Origin of the sequence: Nostoc sp. ATCC 53789 (assembly GCF_009873495.1) — a bacterium.
GTDB lineage: Bacteria > Cyanobacteriota > Cyanobacteriia > Cyanobacteriales > Nostocaceae > Nostoc > Nostoc muscorum_A.
Genome location: NZ_CP046703.1, coordinates 4,255,852 through 4,275,622, shown reverse-complemented (window position 1 = coordinate 4,275,622; position 19,771 = coordinate 4,255,852). Strand labels below are relative to the sequence as shown.

Here is a 19,771-nt window from a genome sequence, read left to right as displayed (position 1 = left end):
CTCATGCGACAAAAAGACCGCACTGCAAAGCAATTGGAAAATAAGCTCCAACGCCGCATTAGGGGGCAAAAGAAGCTCGATATGCTGCGCGTAGCTTGCTTTCCCGTAGGGGTACGCTATCAGGTAGCCATGAAATTTTTGTTTTGGCGTTTTTCCCACACTGTGCTGACAACATTTTGTCTATTGGGACTGACTGCTGCATCAGGCCCTGAGAGTAACATCCAGGATATAGGACTGAAAATTGGGATTGTGCAGCGATTTGGTTCACAACCCACAGCAAAACTGCAACTGGAACCTACAAAAGGCGATCGCTTAAAGCTAAAATTTCAAGCGGGTAACAAGCAGCAAATCCTGGTGACAAAGAATCCTGTAAAACTGGAAACAGTTATGCAAGCTTTACCCCAGCCAGCAGTTGAAGAAATGGTAGTTTTAGGCACATACCGTACTTTTGAAACTGCGGAAGATAGTGCTAACAAATGGCGTTCTCAGGGAATAGAAGTGGAAATCGCCCAGCCAGAACGCTGGCAGGTTTGGGCTAAACGAGATGTTTATAGCACTCCTTTATTGCGACGCTTACTATTGCAGAACATTCAAGCTTCTAATAAAGATAAAGTATATCTTGATACTAAAGTTTTAAAACAAGTGCCGCAAGTTAGTTGGGTGGTGGATGGTAAACGCTATAGCCCAAATGATTTGGAAATTAGCACTGATAAAAACTTGATTCGGGTCAATAAAAGCGAAAAACCAGAAAATGCTCGTCTTTATTCTGGACAACTGAATTTACAGCCAAATGCTTACGGCACATACACTTTAGTTAACCAAGTCCCCTTAGAAACTTATTTACGTGGGGTTGTGCCTTACGAAATAGGAACGGATGCACCAAAAGCGGCGCTAGAAGCCCAAGCAATTCTCGCCCGGACTTATGCTTTAAGAAATTTACGCAGGTTTGCCGCAGATAACTATCAGTTGTGTGCCGATACTCACTGCCAAGTTTATTATGGGCTAAATGGAGCGGCTGCTAAAACAGACCAAGCGATCGCCTCCACCAGGGGTAAGGTAGTAACTTATAAAAACGAACTCGTAGATGCCCTGTATTCTTCTACTACAGGTGGTGTTACTGCTTCCTTCAGCGATGTCTGGAATGGCGACGATCGTCCCTATTTGCGCCCTGTAGTAGATGCTGCGACTAATTTTTGGAACTTGTCTAAGCAGAGTTTGGCAGATGAAAAGAACTTCCAGAAATTTATTAATATCCAACAGGGATTTAATGAGAGCAAATGGGATGCTTTTCGTTGGCGCAGGGAAACCCGTTTAGAGGATATTATCAAGGACTTGCAAAAATTTTTGCAGGTAAAAAACAGTCCTCATGCCAAATTTAAGACAATTCAGGCTATGGCAGTGGTGAAGCGAAGCGAGAGTGGACGCATTCTGGAACTCGCAGTTAAAACTGATAAAAGCACCTTTATTCTTCACAAAGACGAAGTTCGCAGCGCCTTTGCTGCTCCTACAAGCACGCTTTTTTACCTAGAACCTCTGAATAAAGGCAAACCAGAACTGTGGGGATACGCTTTTATTGGTGGTGGATTAGGACATGGAGTTGGCTTGAGTCAAACTGGCGCTCAAAATCTAGCAAAACTAGGTTGGTCAAGTCCCAAAATTCTCCAATTTTATTATCCTGGTACTCAGATTCAAATTCTCAACAAAGAGATTAAACTCTAAGCTAAACCTCGTCTACTTTGAGAACCGTAGTTTTGTAGCGACTGTCTTAAAAGTCAAGCGATCGTTAACAAAAAAACGTGGGTTGGAGCATTGACGCAACAGAGGAACGCTGCGCTAGATTCGGCGGTGTCTGGTACGGGCTAGAAGACTTATGGCTTGTAGTCTAGATAGTCAAAGCCCGCACCAGACACTCCGCTTCGCCGCCGAATCTTCCTCGGTTGCTGGATTTCTCGTGTAGGCAAAAACAGCATGAAAAATTTACCCCAGTTATAGGGGAGCATCAATGCGGATGCCGTACATTGCTGGCTCTGGGCATCAAGCAAAGTATAAAAAGGTTGACTTGTGATTAAACATTGACAATTGGTTTAAAGTTGTCAGTTAGACACCAAGGCAAATTATCTCGAACCATTGCATTTAAAATGACTAACATCTTATGAACGCAAGCAGTTAGGGCCAATTTTTTGGATTTACCACGTTCGACAAGGCGCTGATAAAAGGCTTTGATAACGGGATTATGACGCATAGCAACCACAGCACCCATATAAAGAGTCGCTCGAACATGGGCACGACCACCATTAATCATCCGCTTACCTTTGTGTTGACCACTATCATGATTGATCGGTGCAACACCAACTAAACGAGAGATTTGTTTGGCAGTTAATTGACCGAGTTCTGGTAAGTCAGAAACGAGGGTAGTAGAAATAACTTGACCAATACCAGGAGTAGTTTTGAGTAAATTGACTTTATCAATCCATTGTTGATTATTTTGCGTCAATTCCTGAATTTGTTGATTGAGCTGTTTGAGACGCTCTTCAAGATATTCAATATGAGCCTCAATATCTGCTAATGCTTTACCACGGGCACGCGCCCGACGATTTTTCTCAGCAGTCTGCATCTCGACTAACTGTCTTCTGCGACTAATTAATTCGCCCAGTTGACGCGCTGTTTCAGATTCAATTGCTAACACCTGGGGTTTCATTGCTTCCCCAAAGTGTGCCAAAATTTGTGCATCAATAGCATCAGTTTTTGCCAACCGACCTGTGGCTTTCGCAAAATCTCTTCCAAGGCGTGGATTAATTAATGCTACTGGTAAAAGTGCTGCCTGCAATTGGATAATAAGTTCTGTTTCTAATCCTCCTGTTGCTTCTAACACAATCAGATTTAAATCAAATGATTTGAGTTGTTCTACTAGATGAGATATTTCTACTTCTGTATTAGCAACTTTCAATGCTTTACCCATTGGACGGATATAAACATCGAGAGTTGCTTTACTCACATCAATGCCTACCCATTGAGAAATATTTTCCATATTTCACTCTCAACTAATTTCTGTACCCTGTTTTGAATTCATCCCCTTGATTTAACTCATCCTTGCCCGATACGGACTGTATACTTTAAATATCAGCGTTTAAAGCTTTGACCCCGGCGACTGTTCGAGTTCTGTCAAAGAGATTGTTGTAGTGACCCATGCTACGAAGCGGTCTATTATGACCAAGGTTGGGACGGTCTACTACTATTTCTAAGATACAAGGTTGGGTGGAGTGAAACGCAACCCAACATTACCACCAAATTTTATGTTGGGTTACGCTAGCGCTGCACCCCAGATTCCGCAGGTGCGCTCGTAAATGCTGTATTTTTGAAAATGACCTAAATGCTGCATTTTAGAAGCATGACAGCATCATTAAATATCAGGGTACAGGATATTGACCACTGCGGCATAGTCGCAGGCATCTGTGATGAGATGAATTTAGTAGAACAAATTAACCGACTGCTGGGAACTCACTCTCAAGAAATCATCAGTGCAGGTCAAGTTGTAAAAGCAATGATTTTAAACGGATTAGGATTCGTGAGTGCGCCGTTATATTTGTTTGAAAAGTTTTTCGTAGGCAAAGCTACCGAGCATCTTTTAGGAGAAGGAATACGTCCAGAACACTTAAACGATGACCGTTTGGGTCGAGTATTGGACCAATTATATGAGGCGGGACTAACGAAAGTCAAGCCAGAAAAGAAGCTGACCTCAAGCAGTTGGAAAAACGTTTAATTAAAAAGTTATCAGTTGCCCAATCCGAACTTCGGCAGTTGTCAAACCAAGAATTTGCTTGCTCAAAAGATGCTCTGATTGCGGCACAACGGCTCAGTTCTAAGTTGCCCTTACACCAACTGGCTAATATCCAGGTTAAGGAAGTAAAAAAACATACTGGACGTGGTAGACCCAGTAAGGATGCTGCCCCTACCTTTTACTACCAAGTCGATGCCACGCTAGAACCCAAGGAAATAGCCATCGCCATCGAAACCAAACGCGCTGGAAGATTTATTTTAGCGACCAATGTCCTCGATGCCGAAGAACTCAGCGATGAAGATGTTTTACGTGAATATAAGGCACAGCAGTCTACTGAGCGTGGTTTCCGATTTCTCAAAGACCCTTTATTTTTTACTTCCAGTGTCTTTCTCAATTCGACTGAGCGAGTTGCCGCATTAGCAATGATTATGGGTTTGTGCTTGCTTGTTTATAGTCTGGGTCAAAGAGCTTTACGTCAAGCCTTAGAACGGGCAAAAAAAACTATTGATAATCAGTTGGGTAAACCAACTTCTACTCCCACCTTACGTTGGGTGTTCCAATGTTTTATGTCAATTCATTTGGTTACCGTCTCCCAAATCAAGCAAATTGCCAACTTAACCCATGAAAGGCAATGGATTCTTCAGTTTTTTGGCGCTCCTTGTCGAAAATATTATCTTCTTTCTTAACTAACCTGCGGAATGTGGGCTGCACCCAACCTTGTATCTTAGAAATAGTAGTAGACCGTCCCAACCTTGGTCATAATAGACCGCTTCGTAGCATGGGTCACTACAACAATCTCTTTGACAGAACTCGAACAGTCGCCGGGGTCAAAGCTTTAAACGCTGATATTTAAAGTATACAGTCCGTATCGGGCAAGGATGAGTTAAATCAAGGGGATGAATTCAAAACAGGGTACAGAAATTAGTTGAGAGTGAAATATGGAAAATATTTCTCAATGGGTAGGCATTGATGTGAGTAAAGCAACTCTCGATGTTTATATCCGTCCAATGGGTAAAGCATTGAAAGTTGCTAATACAGAAGTAGAAATATCTCATCTAGTAGAACAACTCAAATCATTTGATTTAAATCTGATTGTGTTAGAAGCAACAGGAGGATTAGAAACAGAACTTATTATCCAATTGCAGGCAGCACTTTTACCAGTAGCATTAATTAATCCACGCCTTGGAAGAGATTTTGCGAAAGCCACAGGTCGGTTGGCAAAAACTGATGCTATTGATGCACAAATTTTGGCACACTTTGGGGAAGCAATGAAACCCCAGGTGTTAGCAATTGAATCTGAAACAGCGCGTCAACTGGGCGAATTAATTAGTCGCAGAAGACAGTTAGTCGAGATGCAGACTGCTGAGAAAAATCGTCGGGCGCGTGCCCGTGGTAAAGCATTAGCAGATATTGAGGCTCATATTGAATATCTTGAAGAGCGTCTCAAACAGCTCAATCAACAAATTCAGGAATTGACGCAAAATAATCAACAATGGATTGATAAAGTCAATTTACTCAAAACTACTCCTGGTATTGGTCAAGTTATTTCTACTACCCTCGTTTCTGACTTACCAGAACTCGGTCAATTAACTGCCAAACAAATCTCTCGTTTAGTTGGTGTTGCACCGATCAATCATGATAGTGGTCAACACAAAGGTAAGCGGATGATTAATGGTGGTCGTGCCCATGTTCGAGCGACTCTTTATATGGGTGCTGTGGTTGCTATGCGTCATAATCCCGTTATCAAAGCCTTTTATCAGCGCCTTGTCGAACGTGGTAAATCCAAAAAATTGGCCCTAACTGCTTGCGTTCATAAGATGTTAGTCATTTTAAATGCAATGGTTCGAGATAATTTGCCTTGGTGTCTAACTGACAACTTTAAACCAATTGTCAATGTTTAATCACAAGTCAACCTTTTTATACTTTGCTTGATGCCCAGAGCCAGCAATGTACGGCATCCGCATTGATGCTCCCCTATAACTGGGGTAAATTTTTCATGCTGTTTTTGCCTACACGAGAAATCCAGCAACCGAGGAAGATTCGGCGGCGAAGCGGAGTGTCTGGTGCGGGCTTTGACTATCTAGACTACAAGCCATAAGTCTTCTAGCCCGTACCAGACACCGCCGAATCTAGCGCAGCGTTCCTCTGTTGCGTCAATGCTCCAACCCACGTTTTTTTGTTAACGATCGCTTGACTTTTAAGACAGTCGCTACATAGATATATCTTTTAAAAAACTCTTGGTTTCAACATAGATGAGGTTTAATCGCTCAAAATTAGATAGAAAAAATTTCTACCTCCTACCTCCTGCCTCTATCTTTAGGTAGGTATCAGGACTCAACAAAAAGCAAAAGAGCAGAGGGGAATTTCATACTCAAAAAATTAAGCAGGAACACTAAATTTACTGTGTTCCTGCTCAACATGAAATCAGGCTTTTTGTCAAAGTGGCTTTAAAAGGCACACACAACTTGATGTTTAGTCTTGCAACATTGAGCGATCGCTCAGTCCAAATGTTCGAGCAACTATAATCACCAATAGAAATAGGTATTTGGCTATTTAGTTTTGCTCTTAATAGAGTTCTTCTTCTTTGTGAGTTTCGATTGTCACATTAGAAGTTGGGTAAGCAACACAGGTCAGTACATATCCAGCTTCTATTTGATCGTCATCTAAGAATGATTGATCGCCTTGATCGACAGTACCTGATACGAGTTTACCTGCACAGGTAGAGCAAGCACCAGCACGGCAAGAGTAGGGCAGGTCAATACCAGCTTCTTCAGCTGCGTCTAGAATATAGGTATCGTCCTCAACATCAAGGGTTGTGTTCAGCCCTTCAGCCTCGTTGATTAGTGTCACTTTATAAGTTGGCATTGAGTTATCCTCTCTTTTGTGAACGGCAGTATAAGTTATCTTAAGCCAAAGGTCGCGGCTGTTCTTGAGAATTAGCCGCTAGTTTATATTTGCTTCAATTCTGATACTACGAGAAAAATTAAACTATGTAACTCGAAATTGAACCCGATTAGTAATGAAATTTAGTTGCTTAATCCCGATAAGTTTTATTTATGTATTTACTGCCCTAGTTGAGCTGTGATAATAAAAAACTATGCTCTAGCTAAGAAAGCATGATTAAATTTGATGTTATTTAAATTTGCAGCAAGGTTTTATCATCCATAAGCTCGGACTTTTGTCAAGACAATCAAGAAACTTGAGGAAGTTGGAAATCAAGAAACTTCCTGCAACAACTCCGAAAATTTCAAGACTAACAAAAACCGATTTTTAAGCAGGTCACATAATGAGTTTGTGCCAAGTTTTTATATAAAATGATCAATGTATAATTCAGGAGCAGCTTTGGAAAAAGCAAGAGTGCGTGTAGGTTTGGTAGGTACTGGGTATGCGGCAAAGTTCCGGGCTGAAGCATTGCTCCATGATGAGCGATCGCAGTTGATAGCGGTTGTTGGTCATACCGCAGAAAAAACAGAAGCCTTTGTCAGAGAGTACCAGATTAAAGCATTAAGTTCTTGGCAAGAGCTAGTAGAGCGTGAAGATGTAGACCTAGTAGTGATTTGCACTGTTAATCGAGATCATGGTGCGATCGCTCGTGCAGCACTTACCAATGGCAAACATGTAATTATAGAGTATCCCCTTTCGTTGGATGTAGTCGAAGCAGACGAACTGATTGCCCTAGCCAAAGCACAAAAAAAACTCTTGCACGTAGAACACCTAGAACTTTTGGGTGGTTTGCATCAAGCCTTGAAGCAAAACTTAGCCAAAGTTGGTGAAGTGTTTTATGCTCGCTACAGCACCATCAATCCCCAAAATCCTGCACCCCGTAAATGGACTTATAACCACGAGTTGTTCGGTTTTCCCTTAATTGGGGCCCTGTCTCGCCTACATCGCCTCATCGATTTATTTGGTACAGTATTTACTGTTAACTGTCATCAGCGATATTGGGAAATAGAACCGGAATATTACCAAACCTGTTTCTGCACTAGTGAACTGTGCTTTAACAGTGGACTTTTAGCCCAAGTAGTGTATGGCAAAGGCGAAAGTATTTGGCAATCAGAACGCAAGTTTGAAGTTCACGGTGAAAAAGGTGGTTTAGTCTTTGATGGCGACACAGGAATTTTCATCCAGCCAGGGGAAACAACATCTATAGAGGTTGGCCCTCGCCGGGGTTTGTTTGCCAAAGACACAGCTATGGTGTTAGACCATCTTTTTGATGGCACTCCTTTGTACGTTACTCCAGAGCAGAGTTTGTATACCTTAAAGGTTGCTGATGCTGCTCAAAGAGCTGCACAGACAGGGTTCACTATGTTTATGTAAATTTGTCTAGATAAAAGTTAATGAAAACTGAACTAATTGTTATTTTATCCCAACGAGAAATAGAGAAAATGCGTCAAGCTGGGCGTTTAGCAGCCAAACTTCTCCAGCATCTCGAACCGTTTGTGAAGCCAGGGGTTAGCACTCTAGAACTAAATGATGAAGCCGAACGTTGGACGCAAGCGCATGGAGCAAAAAGCGCACCTCTTGGCTATAAGGGTTATCCAAAATCGATTTGCACTAGTGTAAATGAGGTAATTTGTCATGGTATTCCTAACGCCAAGCAGATTCTCAAAGACGGTGACATTATTAATATCGATGTAACGCCAATTGTTGAAGGGTATCACGGCGATACATCCAAGACATTTTTTGTTGGCACTCCTTCCCCAAAAACGAGAAAGCTGGTAGAAGTGACAGAAGAGTGTTTGCGCCTGGGTATTGCTGAAGTAAAACCTGGGGGACGGATTGGCGATATTGGTGCAGCTATTCAAGAGTATGCTGAAGGGCAAGGTTTTTCTGTAGTGCGAGATTTTGTTGGACACGGCATCAGTAACATTTTCCACACTGCGCCGGATGTTCCTCATTATGGTACTCGCGGTAAGGGTAAGCGCCTCAGACCGGGGATGGTTTTTACTATTGAGCCAATGATTAATGAAGGTACTTACGAAGTCGAAGTTCTCAGCGACAAGTGGACTGCGGTAACGCGCGATCGCAAGCTTTCTGCTCAATGTGAGCATACCTTAGCTGTAACTGAAGATGGTGTTGAAATCCTCACCCTACCTGAAGGCGAGAATTACTAAACTGGTAGGTTTTTCTACTATTGAATTAACATAATGGCTCTAACTGTTGCTGCGGAAAATATCACACTAAAGCAAGTAATATTGTTCTATGGATTAGAGTTTTTTTGATGTCTATAACCGGAGCAATGAGTTGTATAGTGTACTCCAGATTTTGAAGCATATTAGTCAATTGCCTAATCAAAGATAGTTAGAATAATCAAGAGCAGGTATTACTGCTCTTGTTCTTAACCTGGAAGGACAAATGTCTATGGTCTTAGCCACTGTTAATACAGGTAATATTAACTCTGAGGCATTCGTTGCTGGCTATCTGGATGATGGACGCTACGAGTTAATTGACGGAGAAATAATCGACTTGGAACCGACTGGACTTCATGAACAGGTTGCTGGGTTAATTAATCGTAAGCTTAACGTAGCAATTGATCTGCTCAACTTGCCTTGGTTTATTCCCATGAAATGCCTAATTAAGCCATTAGGTCAAAATTCAGCCTTTAGACCCGATGTTGTGATTCTTGATCAGACAAGTTTGGCAAATGAACCATTATGGAAAACTGAGCCAGTTATTACACTAGGCAAGTCTGTAAAGTTAGTAGTAGAAGTTGTCAGTACTAATTGGCAGAATGATTATGCTCGGAAAGTGGAAGACTACGAAGCTTTAGGTATTGGGGAGTACTGGATCGCGGATTATCTAGGGCTAGGAGGCAAACGCTACATTGGCTTATCCAAAGAACCTACAATCACGATTTATCAGTTATTAGATGGAACTTATCAAGCACAACAGTTTAGAGGAACAGAACGCCTCATCTCCCAAACGTTTCCAGACCTGAATCTGACCGCAGAACAGATATTTCTTGCGGGTCGCTAGAGTTAAAGATTGAGGAACACGTCGTATTCTTTGGGAATAAACATTTACACTTTTTAAAGCTAATAAAAAACACAAGTGCGAATTTCATCACCGAAAAATCAATATTTATTAAATGATAAAGTAAAACATATATGGAGGTAAGATTATGACTCAATCATTGCCCAAATTACTCACCTTCAACGAATTTATTGAATGGTATCCCAATGACGCTAAACGCTATAAATTGCACAAAGGAGTATTTATTGAAATGCCACCCCCAACCGGAGCGCATAAAAAAGTTGTGGGATTTATAGCCCATAAGCTAACTGTCGAGTTTGATCGCCTGAATCTTCCCTAAACTATACCCAAAACTTCATTTATCCAAACTCCTTCTGCCGAATCCGCTTATTCGCCTGATGTGTTGCTGCTAAATCTTGATAATCTCGACAATGAACCGCTTTTTCAAAAACAGTCAACAGTAAGCCAAGCAGCATCGGTTCCAATCGTTATTGAAGTTGTTTCAACCAACTGGCGAGATGATTATTACAATAAGCTTAGTGATTACGAAGAAATGGGAATTCCCGAATATTGGATTGCTGATTATACTGCATTGGGCGCAAGAAAGTTCATCGGCAATCCCAAACAACCCACTATTTTTGTATGCGAATTAGTTGATGGCGAATATCAAATGACAGCCTTTCAAGGCAATGCGGCGATTTTATCACCTACTTTTCCCCAATTAAATTTAACTGCACAACAGATTTTTAATGCAGCTAACTAATTTTTTATAAAACAGAATTCAGGAGTCAGGAGTCAGAATTCAGCATGAATCCTGACCGAAAAAGCGGATAGCGCAGCGTAAAGCCTGCGGCATGGCTGCGCTTAGAGCGAGTCCGCGAACGTCTGAATATTGGTTTAAAATCAAGCCGAATCATCGGCTTATAGTTAGAGTATTCTGAATTCTGAATTCTGACTTCTGAATTCTGACTCCTTTTTATAACTATCTTCCCAACTTATTAGGAATACCTTCACAACCACCAGGAATAGTAGCTCTAGTTTTTTCGCCACCCCAAGTACAACAGTAGCAACGTGCAGACTCAGACATCCGTTGCACATTACTGAAATCGGCATTTTCCACTACAGCGCCAGTTTGTTCACCGGTTTCATAATCTGGCGGTTCAGTCCGACTACGGGGTGATGCTTTATCTACTAAACCGTAGAATAGGCGAATACCGTTGATGTCAGCACCAGTGAGATTAGCATTATATAAAATTGTGCGGGAGAGGTTGGCTTTTACTAAGTCACAACTGGTCAGGTTAGCGCGGACAAGATTAGCTTCGCTGAGGTCAGTCCAACGTAAATCAGTACCGGAAAGGTCTGCTGCGGCTAGCATTACACCTAAATCGATGACACGCAGACCTTCGAGGCGGTCTTCTGCATACCCGCCAGTCCCATCAAGAATGGCTCGACCTAATAGGCGATCGCGTTTTAAGGGTGACAGCAACTTGGAACGTGAGAGAAAGCGGAGAATTTTCGCTTTACCACTACCATCAACGCTACTCAAAATTGCCGCAGTGCGTCCTTCAGCGATCGCTCTTTCTTGAGGCCAATCTTCTAATAATCCTTCTTCATCTAACACCAAGTCTGAAATGCCTTGGAAATAAGAATCAATGGTCTGTTGCTGGGTGATAATATTTTGCTGAACTGTGAGCAGGTTTTGCTGAATTGTCAAGTCTTTGGAAATAACATATTGCCGCCACGCTACATAAACAGCAATGATGGCGATCAGAATTTGTCCCAAAGCACCAAACCAATCTGCTAGGGTTCCAGCAATGTCCCAGTTAATTTTGCGTCCTAAAACAAGTAAGCGATCGCCCACACCTGTGAACCTGATCAAACCGATGATGGCTACTAGTAATCCCAAAAAGGCCACAAACAGGGTGCGTTCTTGGGGTGAAAACCACTCATCTAAAACTTCTTGGAACCAAGGCAATAATATAGCTAAGGATAACAGCAAAGTTATCAGCGTTCCGATAATGCCAACGATCCAGTTATTGAGGATAATTCCGATGAATGTGATGGCGATCGCTATTAGAGTAATTAGCAATGCCCTTGGCTTAACTGTGAATTGGCTAGTAATGGGTTGTTTGAAGTCAGAACGGGCTTGTTGTAAAGCAATAGTATGTTGCGGAGATTGTAAAGACCCAATCGCCGCTAGTACTTCTGAGGTTAGGTTTTTCTCAGTTGAACTCCCATCAAAGTCATCCGGTTGCAAGTCGTTTTCAGGTATTGGTTCTGGGGTTGGTGGATTAGAGGAATCGGATTCAATCGTCATGTTTTCTATTTTGCCCTCTCAATCCAAGTTATGCAGCGTTTCTACCGGAGTAAATTGTTAAAAAATAGGCTGAAGATTATCCTGCTTGTCCTAGTGGCAACTACCACTATTGCCTTAACAGTCATCGCCAGACCGGTTGCTCACCTGACTTTAACAGCTTGGAGCGATCGCGATGATCGTCAACCTCTGCCTCCTGGCACGGTTGATGATGCCAGTCACCTGAATCAGACACAGGTGACTATTAAGCAGGTTAAAAGTCAGCCTGGAGTTGCTGAGGTGCTACTACAGTCTGTACTTAGAGATGCTTTACGTCAAGGTAAGAAGGTAGCGATCGCTGGTTCCCGCCATACTATGGGTGGTCACACTCTGTATGCTAAAGGCATCTCCCTAGCGATGCTTAACTTCAACCGGATGCAATTCAATCCGGCGACTAAAATTCTGACGGTACAATCAGGAGCTAAATGGTCTGATATTATTCCCTACCTAAATGAACGTGGCTATTCTGTCGCTGTTATGCAGTCCAACAATGATTTTTCTGTTGGCGGTACGATGAGTGCCAATGCTCATGGCTGGCAACATAATAGTCCTCCCTTTGCTAGCACGGTCGAAAGTTTCCGGTTAATGCTGGCAAGTGGCAAGGTTGTACAGTGTTCCAGACAGGAAAACCCAGAGTTATTTTCTCTCGTTTTAGGCGGTTACGGGCTATTCGGGATCATTCTTGACGTGGATTTGAGAGTAGTACCCAATGAGACGTATATAGCAGAACGGTTCGTGATTAAAAGCGAGAATTATATTGATACCTATCGGCAACGGGTAGATGGTGCAGCCAATATTGGTATGGCATACGGTAGACTTTCGGTTGCACCAGAAAGCTTTTTACAAGAGGCTATTCTCACCACTTACCGCCAAATTCCCCAAGGAAGTCAGGCTATTGTCTCTTTAGAAAAACAGTCAGATTCTGGATTACCTCGGACGGTTTTCCGGGGCAGCATTGGCAGTGACTATGGCAAAAACTTGCGCTGGCAATTAGAAAAAATTGTTGGGGGAGAAGCCGGAAGCCGGGTTTTGAGAAACCAGATTCTCAACCGTCCCTCCACCTTATTTGAAAATCGTCATCAGACAGAGACTGACATCCTGCATGAGTACTTTATTCCCCCTCAATCTCTGGAAGCTTTTTTAGAGAAGTGTCGCGTGATTATTCCTCAGTCCAAAGGGGATTTGCTCAATGTCACGGTGCGAAATGTTCACCAAGATAACGACAGTTTTCTCAGATATGCCGATGGGGAAGTTTTTGGATTGGTGATGCTGTTTCATCAGCAACGCACTCAAGAGGGGGAGGCAAAGATGGAAGTAATGACCCAGAAATTGATTGAGGCAGCCCTTGCAGTCGGTGGTAGGTATTATCTACCCTATCGTCTTCATGCCACACCTGAACAATTTCGTCGAGCTTATCCACAATCTGCTAAATTTTTCGCCCTCAAGCGCAAGTATGACCCCAATGGGATTTTCCAGAATTATTTTTACCTGAAATACGGCAGTTAAATGAAGTGTATTCGATGATTTTAAGCTCTTTACTCTGTGTCCTCTGCGTCTCTGTGGTTAAAAAACTTTTAAACCGCAGAGGCACAGAGATCGCTGAGAAAAAATATTCATGAATTGCCCCTACGACATGGATAAAAATATATTATTGTGGGGTGGGCATCTTGCCCGCCCTGATTAATTAGCGTGCAATATATCCACCCCACAAAATTGAGTAATTTATTTGTTGGAATTCCCAGTCCTTTGCCCTCAATTAAGGTGCAAGGGCATTACCCCGAATTAGACTACCAATGGTTTTGGCAGTAATCTTCAATTGGGTGATGGGATTAGCTGGAACAACCGTTTTATACAGATAGCTATCGAATGTTAGCCGTTGTACATCGAGGTCATCACACATTTCCACAAACGCTTCGCGGGTAGCGTCGGAACGATAGAACACACTTTGCAGAATGTCCAACACCTTGTAGGTGAGTCCGTATCTTTTATCCCAACGCTTCAGGTAAACCTTGAGGTCGCCTTCTGTAGGAATACGGCTACCACCGTTAGAGGTTTCTACAATGGTTTCGGCACACATCCGCCCAGATTTAGCGGCAAAATAAATACCTTCACCAGAGGACTTGGTAACGTAACCAGCAGCATCTCCCACCAAAGCGATGCGACCAACGACACGACGGGGACGGGGATGTTCAGGAATGGGGTGGGCTTCGACTTTGATAATTTTACCGCCTGCCAATTTTTCGGAAGCACGGGCGCGGATACCAGCTTGTAACTGTTTGATGCTGGCTTTGTTGATGTGCATTGTGCCAGTACCGACAGCTACGTGGTCATATTTGGGGAAAACCCAAGCGTAGAAATCGGTCGAAACGTCATCACCGACATACATTTCGGCGAGGTCGTTATAGTAGGCCATTTTGTCTTCGGGTAAGCGAATTCGCTCTTGGAAAGCGATCGCATAATTGTAATCCCCAGCGTCCATTTCTTTGGCAACGCGAGAATTAGCCCCATCCGCCCCAATGATTAGATCCACCTTCAGGGTTTTGGCAATCCCCTGTGAAATACCTTCTGTATGGTCAACGTAATGGATGGTATAGGGATCAGTATTGTTTCCTGGTATATCAAGTTTATGAACAGTGGCATTAATTAAATTTGCGCCTAATTTTGCCGCGCGATCGCGCAAAAAGCCATCCAGCACTTCCCGGCGGCACATTCCTATATATTCATCTTCATTTACCAGATTGATATCAACTTCCCGATTAGAAGGTGAAATCATTTTCATCTTCCGTACCCGGCGATCGATAATCTCTGGTGGTAAGTCAAATTCACTCACCATACATAGGGGAATTGCGCCCCCACAAGGCTTTGCATTGTCTAGCTTCCGCTCAAATAGGTAGGTTTCAATCCCAGAGGCTGCCAGTGTTTCAGCGGCAGATGAACCAGCAGGGCCTGACCCAATAACAGCAACCCGTAGTGTCAAAGGTCTTTCTCCCAATCTTCACATTTACCGAGAGCATACTACCACGGTCTTTCTAGTGATTTGGCGCTTTTCCTCTAGGTTTCTGCTTAAATGCAATATTCCTTAATGTTTCGATACGAATTGAGATTGGGAATAGGGCATTGGGAATTGGGAATTTGGTATTGGGAAGAATGAAGAATATTGCCTAGTCGCCAATCCCAAAATATGCAGATTTCCTTGTTCGATTCTTTTGCCAGACAAGTTAGTACCGCCGCAATTACCGGATATCAAAAGCACATTTCCCCACACAAAGGTTTTGCTTGTGCCCACAGAATACTATATGGCGGCGAATCTTGCTCTGGGTACTTCAAGCGGGTAATTGCTAAGGAAGGGTTAAAAGTAGCATTTGTCAATAGTCGAGAACGATTTCAAGCTTGTAAAGAAGCTAACCATATTTTGCGTAAACGCGCAGTAGCTTTCCGCTATGTGTCTATGTCAATCGAAAATTCCGAAAAATCTACAGAGGAAGAAGCAGAAACACAGCAACGAAAACAAGCATCTGGTAAAGTTGGTCAAACATCCTCATTTATTAACAGCAACAATACTGAATGTTTTGATTGTGCCGATTTTGGCTGCAATTGTGCCGAGATACTTAATATTGCTCCTGATTGTGGTTCCCCTGATTGTAGTTTCCTAGATTGCAGTGGTGCTGATTGTAGCTTTCTCGACTGTGGCAGTTGCGGTAGCTAAATCTTGTTCATCTATAAATAATTATGTATGGTATATGTAAGACACAGTAATCCTACCAAGGATCTGTAGATTTAGTTGCAGAGGTATAGCAGCAGTGGGCATAGTAGTTGAGAATGTCTCCAAACAATTCGGGAGTTTCAAGGCTGTTGATGAGGTTAGCCTGGAAATTAAGAGTGGTTCGCTAGTTGCGTTGCTTGGACCGTCGGGGTCGGGTAAATCTACGCTACTACGGTTAATTTCAGGTTTAGAAATGCCAGATAGCGGCAAAATCCTGCTTACCGGTAAGGATGCTACATACCAAAGCGTGCAGCAGCGCAATATTGGCTTTGTATTTCAGCACTATGCCCTATTTAAGCATTTGACTGTCAGGCAGAATATTGCTTTTGGCTTAGAAATTCGCAAGGTACAGCCAAAGAAGATTAAGGGAAAGGTAGAACAATTACTAGAGTTGGTGCAATTGAGTGGATTAGGCGATCGCTATCCATCACAACTTTCTGGTGGTCAAAGACAACGGGTAGCCTTAGCAAGGGCATTAGCAGTAGAACCTGAAGTGTTACTCCTAGATGAACCCTTTGGCGCACTTGATGCTAAAGTCCGCAAAGATTTACGGGCATGGTTACGCCGCCTCCATGATGAGGTTCATGTTACCACGGTTTTCGTCACCCACGACCAAGAGGAAGCAATGGAAGTTTCTGATGAAGTTGTGGTCATGAATAAAGGGCGCGTGGAACAGGTGGGGACACCATCGGAAATTTATGATAATCCTGCCACCGCATTTGTGATGAGCTTCATCGGCCCGGTAAATGTATTACCCAGCAGCTCGAAGATTTTTCAAAGTAGCGGGTTTGATGCACCACATCCACAAGTATTTTTGCGCCCGCAAGATGTGATTTTAGAAAAGGCTGCTAATGGTGCCACTACACCTGCAACAGTGAGCCGATTGATACATTTGGGTTGGGAAATTCAGGTGGAATTAACTTTCGATGACGGACAAGTGGTTATGGCCCATTTAACACGTGATCGCTTTAATGACTTAGAGTTAGAACCGAAACAGCGTATATATGTCAAGCCAAAGGATGCGAAATCCTTCCCGGTGTCTTATTCAATTTAGATTTTTGCCAGTTTCCCAATGGTCAAAACCCCTAGTTAATCGCTGTCTAATTCAGCTATTGGCTAGGGGTTTTAATCTTACGTAAGTAAGTCGGTGTGAATAATTCAAACTATGTTAAGTAATGTAAAATTATTGTAATTTAGTTCGTAGTAAGGACTTTAGTCCTAAAAGAAGGACTGAAGTCCTTACTACAAACCTTTAATTATTTCCGCCGTCCTACTTAGGCTAGAAAGAGCATCACTTTACAATGCTAAAATTATCTACAACTGTAATGAAATAAAATAGCAGAACAATTAAATTGATTAGCCCATGAATAAAAAGTCAATTAATTAATCGTATAAGAAATATAGAAAATGTTTAGTTGACGTAGTTATAGTAACGTAAGTATTATTTCAGCAAAATCTGAAGATAAAATTTCTATTTCATTTAAATTAAAATCTGTATTTGGGTATTAAATAACGTTAAACAAATCGACTAACAGCATTGAAATATCTAGCGAAAATCAGGTTGTTCAGTTAGGTAAATCAACTGAATTTTCAACCGTTGATTTAGACTGGGATAAAGCTGCCTGCTTGTACTTGTCTTTGTGCCATTGTATAGACCAACAAGCATAACAACATCGAGACTTACAAGATGAAAACCCTAATTATTGATAATTATGACTCTTATACTTTTAATCTTTACCAATTAATTGCAGAAGTAAATGCAGAGTATCCTACTGTGATTTACAACGATCAATTTGCATGGGATGAACTACAACATTGGGAATTTGACAACATTGTGATTTCACCAGGGCCAGGCCGTCCTGAAAATCTAAAAGATTTTGGGATTTGTAGTCAAGCTATTCAAAATACCCAAGTGCCCCTTCTAGGTGTTTGTCTTGGACATCAAGGACTTGGTAATGAGTATGGAGGAAAAGTTATTTATGCACCTGAAGTTCAGCATGGTCGGATCAGTGAAGTTTATCACAATGGTACTGGCTTGTTTGCGGGAATTCCTTCTCCTTTCTCTGTTGTGCGTTACCATTCTTTGCTGGTTGCAAATGACCTACCAGACTGTTTAGAAAAAGTAGCGTGGACAGAGGATAATCTGGTGATGGGAATGCGCCATCGATCTTTGCCGCTATGGGGTGTGCAATTTCATCCAGAGTCAATCTGTACTCAATATGGACAAATCTTATTCGAGAATTTTAGAGAGATTACCCTAAAATTTGCCCAAGAGCGCGGCAATAGTCCAAGAAAACACTATTGGATAGGAGATAGCGGGACTGCTCCCATACCTGCAAGTTCTTCTTCACAAAAACAGCAACAGGAATTTCAACTTTGTACGCACAAGCTGAATCTGTATCCCGATACCGAGCAAATGTTTGTGCATTTGTTTGGCAAATCACCAAATACCTTCTGGCTAGACAGCAGTCTGGTTGAATCTGGTCTTTCTCGCTTTTCCTTTATGGGAGATAGCAGTGGCGAAAACAGTCTGCTAATTCGCTATCAGACGCGATCGCAGGAACTCACCATTACACAGTCCGATACCATAAGCTGTAAGACAAAGGGTATTTTCGAATATCTTCAGCATGAAATTGAACGGCGACATTGCCCATCTGATGATTTACCCTTCGATTTCAACTGCGGGTTTGTAGGTTACTTTGGCTATGAACTAAAGGCAGAGTGCGGATCTAAATTAAATCACGCCTCTAGCTTACCTGATGCCATGTTTCTGTTGGCCGATCGAATGATTGCAATCGATCACCAGGAACAAACACTCTATCTGCTTTGCCTAATTCAGCAAGGACAATACGACTTAGCAGAAGCCTGGTTTGAATGGATCGGGCACCAGATTGACCATCTTCTTCCCCTATCGCCTATTGTTCCACCAGAAGTTCAAACACCTGTTACTTTCCGATTAAGTCGGTCTGAAAAAACTTATCTTGATAATATTCAGATGTGTTTGCAAGAAATTCACGAAGGAGAAACTTATCAAGTTTGTTTAACAAACAAGATTCACACAGACACAACACCCGATCCCCTGGCATTCTATCGTTCATTACGCCGCATCAATCCTGCTCCATACTCTGCATTTTTGCGCTTTGGTGATGTGGCGATCGCTTGCTCATCTCCAGAGCGATTTCTGCACATTGATTGTCAAGGCTGGGTGGAAACAAAACCCATCAAGGGAACCCTACCACGAGGAAAAACACCCAACGAAGATTTTATCCTGCGTGAAAAATTGCGGAACAGTGAAAAAGATCGCGCTGAAAATCTGATGATTGTGGATTTGCTTCGCAATGATTTAGGACGGGTTTGTGCAGTCGGTACTGTCCATGTTCCCAAATTGATGGATGTGGAAACCTATGCTACGGTACATCAACTGGTGACGACTATTCGCGGTCATTTACGCGCTGATATGAGCGCCACAGACTGCATTCGCAACGCCTTTCCCGGCGGTTCGATGACAGGTGCTCCCAAACTCAGAACCCTTGAGATTATCGATCGATTAGAGCAAGAAGCACGGGGAGTTTACTCAGGAGCGATCGGCTTTTTGGGATTGAATGGTTCGGCTGATTTGAATATTGTCATTCGTACTGCTGTGCTGACTCCAGAGGAAACCTCAATTGGCGTTGGCGGCGGCATTGTGGCGCTTTCTGATCCTGAAATGGAGTTTCAAGAAACACTTTTAAAAGCAAAGGCATTGATTCATGCCATGATGATCGCCACGCATGGAGCCTTTGATTCTAACCAATATTACATCCAGGGGATAGAAACAGAGGCTTTTGATAGCTATAAAAAAGTGCGAGCAGTTTCCTAGCCACCGCTAACTTCAGTCGGGTAACTCGCTCAAAATCCCAACAGG

13 protein-coding genes and 2 pseudogenes are annotated in these 19,771 nt (G+C 42.5%); 11 read left to right on the top strand and 4 right to left on the bottom strand.

The features are described 5' to 3' along the window. Positions 1-129: 129 nt before the first annotated feature. A complete protein-coding gene (locus tag GJB62_RS17530) occupies positions 130-1,719 on the top strand; it encodes a SpoIID/LytB domain-containing protein (RefSeq protein ID WP_114084722.1) in 1,590 nt (529 codons plus the stop codon). Positions 1,720-2,065: 346 nt separating this feature from the next. Here the strand turns inward: GJB62_RS17530 and GJB62_RS37090 are convergent, their stop codons facing one another. After that, positions 2,066-3,028: a transposase gene (locus GJB62_RS37090; protein ID WP_209271447.1), complete on the bottom strand. Its 963-nt coding sequence runs from the start codon at positions 3,026-3,028 to the stop codon at positions 2,066-2,068. A gap of 360 nt (positions 3,029-3,388) precedes the next feature. Between GJB62_RS37090 and GJB62_RS17525 the strand changes: the two are divergent. Both GJB62_RS17525 and GJB62_RS37085 read left to right on the top strand, forming a co-directional pair. After that, positions 3,389-4,464: pseudogene (locus tag GJB62_RS17525) on the top strand (IS1634 family transposase). A gap of 252 nt (positions 4,465-4,716) precedes the next feature. Further along, complete coding sequence (locus GJB62_RS37085; RefSeq protein ID WP_209271447.1) at positions 4,717-5,679, top strand: transposase; 963 nt, start codon at positions 4,717-4,719, stop codon at positions 5,677-5,679. Between the two features lie 664 nt (positions 5,680-6,343). Here the strand turns inward: GJB62_RS37085 and GJB62_RS17520 are convergent. Then, on the bottom strand, positions 6,344-6,643 hold the full coding sequence (locus tag GJB62_RS17520; RefSeq protein WP_012410088.1) for a ferredoxin: 300 nt from the start codon (positions 6,641-6,643) through the stop codon (positions 6,344-6,346). 456 nt (positions 6,644-7,099) lie between these two features. On the opposite strand from GJB62_RS17520, the gene GJB62_RS17515 reads away from it, so the two are divergent. The 4 genes and pseudogenes from GJB62_RS17515 to GJB62_RS17500 all read left to right on the top strand — a co-directional run bounded on the left by GJB62_RS17515 (position 7,100) and on the right by GJB62_RS17500 (position 10,514). Further along, positions 7,100-8,095: a Gfo/Idh/MocA family oxidoreductase gene (locus GJB62_RS17515; RefSeq protein ID WP_114086236.1), complete on the top strand. Its 996-nt coding sequence runs from the start codon at positions 7,100-7,102 to the stop codon at positions 8,093-8,095. Between the two features lie 20 nt (positions 8,096-8,115). Further along, on the top strand, positions 8,116-8,892 hold the full coding sequence (gene map, locus GJB62_RS17510; protein ID WP_012410086.1) for a type I methionyl aminopeptidase: 777 nt from the start codon (positions 8,116-8,118) through the stop codon (positions 8,890-8,892). Positions 8,893-9,133: 241 nt separating this feature from the next. Continuing rightward, a complete protein-coding gene (locus GJB62_RS17505) occupies positions 9,134-9,754 on the top strand; it encodes a Uma2 family endonuclease (protein WP_114086235.1) in 621 nt (206 codons plus the stop codon). 145 nt (positions 9,755-9,899) lie between these two features. Continuing rightward, a pseudogene (locus GJB62_RS17500) lies at positions 9,900-10,514 on the top strand (Uma2 family endonuclease). A 219-nt stretch (positions 10,515-10,733) separates the two neighbouring features. Here GJB62_RS17500 and GJB62_RS17495 read toward each other — a convergent pair. Continuing rightward, the gene (locus GJB62_RS17495) at positions 10,734-12,068 is read right to left on the bottom strand and encodes a pentapeptide repeat-containing protein (RefSeq protein WP_114086234.1); all 1,335 of its coding nucleotides are present in this window, start codon (positions 12,066-12,068) and stop codon (positions 10,734-10,736) included. A 93-nt stretch (positions 12,069-12,161) separates the two neighbouring features. On the opposite strand from GJB62_RS17495, the gene GJB62_RS17490 reads away from it, so the two are divergent. Continuing rightward, complete coding sequence (locus GJB62_RS17490; RefSeq protein WP_159402531.1) at positions 12,162-13,610, top strand: FAD-binding oxidoreductase; 1,449 nt, start codon at positions 12,162-12,164, stop codon at positions 13,608-13,610. A 250-nt stretch (positions 13,611-13,860) separates the two neighbouring features. Here GJB62_RS17490 and chlP read toward each other — a convergent pair whose 3' ends face one another. After that, a complete protein-coding gene (gene chlP / locus GJB62_RS17485) occupies positions 13,861-15,081 on the bottom strand; it encodes a geranylgeranyl reductase (protein WP_114086232.1) in 1,221 nt (406 codons plus the stop codon). Between the two features lie 204 nt (positions 15,082-15,285). Here chlP and yidD point away from each other — a divergent pair, with 204 nt between their 5' ends. The 3 genes from yidD to pabB all read left to right on the top strand — a co-directional run bounded on the left by yidD (position 15,286) and on the right by pabB (position 19,726). Next, positions 15,286-15,810: a membrane protein insertion efficiency factor YidD gene (gene yidD / locus GJB62_RS17480; protein ID WP_114086231.1), complete on the top strand. Its 525-nt coding sequence runs from the start codon at positions 15,286-15,288 to the stop codon at positions 15,808-15,810. Positions 15,811-15,904: 94 nt separating this feature from the next. Next, the gene (locus tag GJB62_RS17475; RefSeq protein ID WP_114086230.1) at positions 15,905-16,921 is read left to right on the top strand and encodes a sulfate/molybdate ABC transporter ATP-binding protein; all 1,017 of its coding nucleotides are present in this window, start codon (positions 15,905-15,907) and stop codon (positions 16,919-16,921) included. A gap of 633 nt (positions 16,922-17,554) precedes the next feature. Beyond that, complete coding sequence (gene pabB, locus GJB62_RS17470; protein ID WP_114086229.1) at positions 17,555-19,726, top strand: aminodeoxychorismate synthase component I; 2,172 nt, start codon at positions 17,555-17,557, stop codon at positions 19,724-19,726. Positions 19,727-19,771: the final 45 nt, after the last annotated feature.

Coding starts and splice junctions, on each gene's coding strand:
- pabB (WP_114086229.1), top strand. CDS start 17,555: ATGAAAACCCTAATTATTGATAATTATGACTCTTATACTTTTAATCTT.
- map (WP_012410086.1), top strand. CDS start 8,116: ATGAAAACTGAACTAATTGTTATTTTATCCCAACGAGAAATAGAGAAA.
- GJB62_RS37090 (WP_209271447.1), bottom strand. CDS start 3,028: ATGGAAAATATTTCTCAATGGGTAGGCATTGATGTGAGTAAAGCAACT.
- GJB62_RS37085 (WP_209271447.1), top strand. CDS start 4,717: ATGGAAAATATTTCTCAATGGGTAGGCATTGATGTGAGTAAAGCAACT.
- GJB62_RS17505 (WP_114086235.1), top strand. CDS start 9,134: ATGTCTATGGTCTTAGCCACTGTTAATACAGGTAATATTAACTCTGAG.
- GJB62_RS17495 (WP_114086234.1), bottom strand. CDS start 12,068: ATGACGATTGAATCCGATTCCTCTAATCCACCAACCCCAGAACCAATA.
- GJB62_RS17515 (WP_114086236.1), top strand. CDS start 7,100: ATGTATAATTCAGGAGCAGCTTTGGAAAAAGCAAGAGTGCGTGTAGGT.
- GJB62_RS17530 (WP_114084722.1), top strand. CDS start 130: ATGAAATTTTTGTTTTGGCGTTTTTCCCACACTGTGCTGACAACATTT.
- GJB62_RS17520 (WP_012410088.1), bottom strand. CDS start 6,643: ATGCCAACTTATAAAGTGACACTAATCAACGAGGCTGAAGGGCTGAAC.
- yidD (WP_114086231.1), top strand. CDS start 15,286: ATGCAGATTTCCTTGTTCGATTCTTTTGCCAGACAAGTTAGTACCGCC.